General features: G+C 69.4%; 3 protein-coding genes. 1 reads left to right on the top strand and 2 read right to left on the bottom strand.

The window, feature by feature from the left end; genetic code table 11:
- Positions 1-1,333: molybdopterin-dependent oxidoreductase (locus L995_RS21150; protein WP_047473498.1), on the bottom strand; the 1,333-nt coding region annotated here is incomplete at its 3' end.
- Positions 1,334-1,383: 50 nt separating this feature from the next.
- On the bottom strand, positions 1,384-2,646 hold the full coding sequence (locus L995_RS21145; RefSeq protein WP_082001594.1) for an NAD(P)/FAD-dependent oxidoreductase: 1,263 nt from the start codon (positions 2,644-2,646) through the stop codon (positions 1,384-1,386).
- 414 nt (positions 2,647-3,060) lie between these two features.
- Between L995_RS21145 and L995_RS21140 the strand changes: the two genes are divergently transcribed.
- On the top strand, positions 3,061-4,677 hold a 1,617-nt coding region (locus L995_RS21140; protein ID WP_047473501.1), incomplete at its 3' end, for a methyl-accepting chemotaxis protein.

Below are 4,677 nucleotides of genomic sequence, written 5' to 3'. Positions count from 1 at the left end.
TGGTGGCAAAGGCCTCCTGCACGATGACGAATTCGGCCCGCTGCAGTGCGCGCCGCACCAGGGCCTGGTCGGGCATGCTTTGCGCGGGGTTGGTGCAGGCTATCCACAGCGCGCGGATCTCGCCCTCGGCGGCGGCCTCGAACATCTCCACGGCGGTCTTGCCGGGCCGTGATGGCACGGCGTCCACGCCCCATAGGGCGGCCACTTCGGCGCGGTGGGCCGGGTTGGCCAGGTCGCGGTGGGCCGACAGCAGATTGGCCAGCCCGCCCACCTCGCGCCCGCCCATGGCATTGGGCTGGCCCGTGAGCGAGAACGGTCCCGCGCCTGCGCGCCCGATCTGGCCCGTGGCCAGGTGCAGGCCGATCAGCGCGGCGTTCTTGGCCGTGCCGTTGCTGCTCTGGTTCAGGCCCTGGCAGTACAGGCTGAGCGTTGCGCCACGGGCGGCGCCGTCCCGCGCATCTCCTCCCAGCGCGAACCACTGCGCGGCCTGGAAAAGGTCGTGGCGGGGCAGGCCGCAGACCTCGCTCACGCGCTCGGGCGTGGCCTCCCGCACCAGGGCCTGCAGGTCGGCAAAGCCGCTGGTGTGGCGCGCGATGTAGGCCCGGTCCAGCCAGCCTTCCAGCTCCATGATGTGCAGCATGCCGTGGAACAGCAGGGTGTCGCTGCCGGGGCGCAGCGGCAGGAAGAGGTCGGCCATGCCGGCCGTGTCGGTGCGGCGTGGGTCGGCCACGATGATCTTCATCTGCGGCCGCGCGGCACGCGCCTGCTCTATGCGCCGCGTGAGCACGGGATGGGCCCATGCCGCGTTGCTGCCCACGATGAACAGGCAGTCCGCATGGTCCACGTCCTCGTAGCAGGCCGGTGGCGCGTCGGCGCCCAGCGTGGCCTTGTAGCCCGCTACGGCGCTGCTCATGCACAGGCGCGAATTGGTGTCGATGTTGTTGGTGCCGATCAGGCCCTTGGCCAGCTTGTTGAAGACGTAGTAGTCCTCGGTCAGCAACTGGCCGCTCACATACAGGCCCACGGCATCGGGGCCGCGCTCCTGCACGATGGAGGCCAGCCTGCCGGCTGCCAGGTCCAGCGCGGCATCCCAGCTGATGTCCCGGGGCGCAGCCCCGCGCGTGGTGCGCAGGGCGGGCTGCAGCAGCCGGGTCTGCCGCGCCAGGGCGGGCGAGGCCGTCAGATGCAGCGTGCTGCCCTTGGTGCACAGGCGCCCGTGATTGGCCGGATGCGCCGGGTCGCCGCGCACGCCCGTGATGCGGGCGCCATCGCTTTCGATGATGACGCCGCAGCCTGTGCCGCAGTAGGGGCAGGTGGATCGGGTTTCTTGCATGGTGGGCCTGGGGTGGATGAGGGAAGGGCAGGGCACGGGGGCGGGCGCCGTCACGGGCCGCTGGCCGGGTCGGCCTGGCTGGCCTGGCTGGCTTGACTTTCGCCGAACATGAGGCGGTCGCGCAGTTCCTGCACTGCCACGCCATCGCGCAACAGGCGGAAGTACCAGCCACCGTCCTCGGTGTCGCCATACAGGCAGGCGCCGACCAGTCTGTCGCCGCGCAGCACCAGCTTGCGGTACACGCCCGCGCCGGGGTCGCTGAGCACGATTTCCTCCGTGCCGTCGTCGCCGCGAAAGTCGCCTGCGCTGAACAGATGAATGCCCGTGACCTTGAGCTTGGCCGAGGTCTGCGAGCCCGGATAGCGGCCGATGCCGATTTCGGCCAGGTGGTTGGCCAGCACCTTGCCCTGCTCGAACAGCGGCGCCACCAGCCCGTAGGCCACGCCCCGGTGCGCCGCGCATTCGCCCACGGCATAGATGCGCGGGTCGGTCACGGTCTGCAGCGTGTCGCTGACCACGATGCCGCGCTGCACATGCAGGTGCATCTGCTCGGCCAGCGCGGTCTCGGGCCGGATGCCCACAGCCATGACCACGAGCGAGGCCGGCGCATCGCGCCCGTCCTGCAGGTGCACGCAGGCCACGCGGCCCTGGCCATCGCCCGTCAGCGCGCGGGTCTGGGCCTGCATCAGAAAGCGCATGCCGCGCTCGGCCAGCGAGGCCTGCAGCAAGGCGGCGGCGGTCTCGTCGAGCTGGCGGTCCAGCAGGCGCTCGCTCGCATGCACCACGGTGACCTCCATGCCGCGCTTCATGAGGCCGTTGGCGGCCTCCAGGCCCAGCAGGCCGCCGCCGATGACCACCGCCTGGCGGTGGCTGGCGGCCGCCGCGATCATGGCCTGGGTGTCGGCAATGTCGCGGTAGCCGAGCACGCCGTCCAGTTCGCGCCCGGGCACGGGCAGCATGAAGGGGCGCGATCCCGTGGCCAGGATCAGGCGGTCGTACCCGGCGCTCACGGGCTGGCCGGTGGCGTCCACGGCATGCACCACGCGGCGCGCCCGGTCCACCGCATGCACGCGGCAGCCTGCATGCAAGGTGATGTCGTGCCCGGCATACCAGGACCAGTCGTTGAGGATGATTTCGTCCAGCTGCTGCTCGCCCGCCAGCACGGGCGACAGCATGATGCGGTTGTAGTTGGGGTGCGGCTCGGCGCCGAACACGGTGATCTCGTAGAGGTCGGGCGCGATCCTGAGCAGCTCTTCCAGCGTGCGCACGCCGGCCATGCCGTTGCCCACCATCACCAGCCTGGATTTCTTCATTGCGCCCCCGCATCGGTTCGAAAAGCAAAAAGGCGTCATCCCCACTGCGCGGCTGCTGCCTGCGCGCGGGTTGACGCCTTTGTCCCTGGGGCAGCGGCACCTCGTTGCGCCTTGCCCCCATGGCCTGCAATGGCCACGCACGGGATGAAGCAAGCGGCATGCCAGGGCGCGCAGCCCTGCGCGGGCGCTGTCCTCGGGGCTGCCGCCCGGCGGCCGAGCCATGGTGGTGCGTCGCATGCCTCAAGGCGGTGCGCCCGCTATCGAGAGCGCGCAATCAGATGTCTGAATCGAATGGAGGTTTTGTGGCGATTTGTTTCAAATGCGACGAATCGGGGTACAACAAGCCACCGGGTCCTGCAGTAAGCCAGGGCCGCAATGACGTGAAGGATTTTTCTTCTTCAAGGGACCACGCCTATGAGAGTGAATCTGCCAGTCAGCACGCGTGAATACGCATTTCCCAAGGGCCAGACCCTGGTGTCCACCACGGACCTGAAGGGGCGCATCCTCTACTGCAACCCGATGTTCATCGAGGTCAGCGGCTACGAGCGCGAACAACTGCTGGGCCAGCCCCACAACATGATCCGCCACCCCGACATGCCCGAGGAAGCCTTCCGCGACATGTGGGCCACCATCTCGGCCGGCCTGCCCTGGTCGGCGCCCGTGAAGAACCGGCGCAAGAACGGCGACTTCTACTGGGTCATGGCCAATGTCACGCCGCTGATGGAAGGCGACCGGCCCTCGGGCTACATGTCGGTGCGCACCGAGGCCACGCGCGAGCAGACGGATGCGGCCGAGCGCCTCTACGCCACCATGCGCGCCGAAAAGGACGCAGGGCGCAAGGTCCACGTGCTGCGCGCCGGCCATCTGGTGCGCAACAACCTGCGCGGACGCCTTGCCAGCGCGCTGAGCCTGGGCCTGGCAGGCAAGCTGGTGCTGATCTTCTTCCTGGTGGTGGCGGCGGCCTTTGGCGCGGCGATGGCGGGAGGGCACACGCTGGATGCATGGTCCGCGCTGGCCTGGCTGGCGGTCTGCATCTTCACGGGGCTGGCCGGGGCCTGGGCGTACCGGCTGACCGTGGCGCCGCTGGCGCAGATGGTGCTGCAGGCCAACCGCCTGGCGGCCGGCGACCTGACGCAGACCATACGCATCACGCGCAAGGACGTGGTGGGCGATCTGCAGAAGGCGCTGAGCCAGCTCAATGTGAACCTGCTGTCCATCGTGCGCGATGCGCGCGAGGAAAGCGACAAGATGCAGATCTCCACGCGGGAAATCGCGCAGGGCAACCAGGACCTGTCCGCGCGCACGGAAACCCAGGCCGGCAACCTGCAGCAGACGGCGGCCTCGATGGAGGAGATCACGGGCACGGTCAAGCACACGGCCGAGTCGGCGCGCCAGGCCACGGACCTGGCCACCCAGGCCAGCGAGGTGGCCGAGCGCAGCAGCGGCGCCGTCGACGGCGTGGCGGCCACCATGAAGCAGATCCAGGCCGCGTCGGGGCGTATTGGTGAGATCACGCAGCTCATCGACTCCATCGCCTTCCAGACCAACATCCTGGCGCTGAACGCCGCCGTGGAGGCCGCGCGCGCGGGCGACCAGGGCCGGGGATTTGCGGTGGTGGCGGCCGAAGTGCGCAGCCTCTCGCAGCGCACGCAGGCAGCGGCCAAGGAGATCCGCGAACTCATAGACGACTCCGCCGCCAAGGTGCTGGATGGCAATCAGCGCACCGAGGTCGCGCAGAAAACCATGACCGAATCGCTGGACCTGGTGCGGCGCGTGAACCTGCTGATCGGCGAAATCCACAGCGCCTCCAACGAGCAGCTCAGCGGCATCTCGCAGGTCAACGCGGCCGTGGCGCATCTGGACAACATCACGCAGCAGAACGCGGCGCTGGTGGAGCAGAACGCGGCATCGGCCATGGCCTTGCAGGCCCAGGCGCAGACCGTGTCGGAGACCGTGCAGGTCTTCCGGCTGGACGCCACGGCCCGGGCACCGGCGGCCGTGGCCGACGCAGTGGCGCTGCGCCGGTCCATG

Source organism: Delftia sp. ZNC0008 (genome assembly GCF_000799035.1).
Lineage (GTDB): Bacteria > Pseudomonadota > Gammaproteobacteria > Burkholderiales > Burkholderiaceae_C > Comamonas > Comamonas tsuruhatensis.
This window is presented reverse-complemented; position numbering and strand designations above follow the sequence as displayed.

Bases quoted from the DNA above. Each gene is read 5' to 3' on its own strand.
- L995_RS21145 (WP_082001594.1), bottom strand. From the start codon at position 2,646: ATGAAGAAATCCAGGCTGGTGATGGTGGGCAACGGCATGGCCGGCGTG.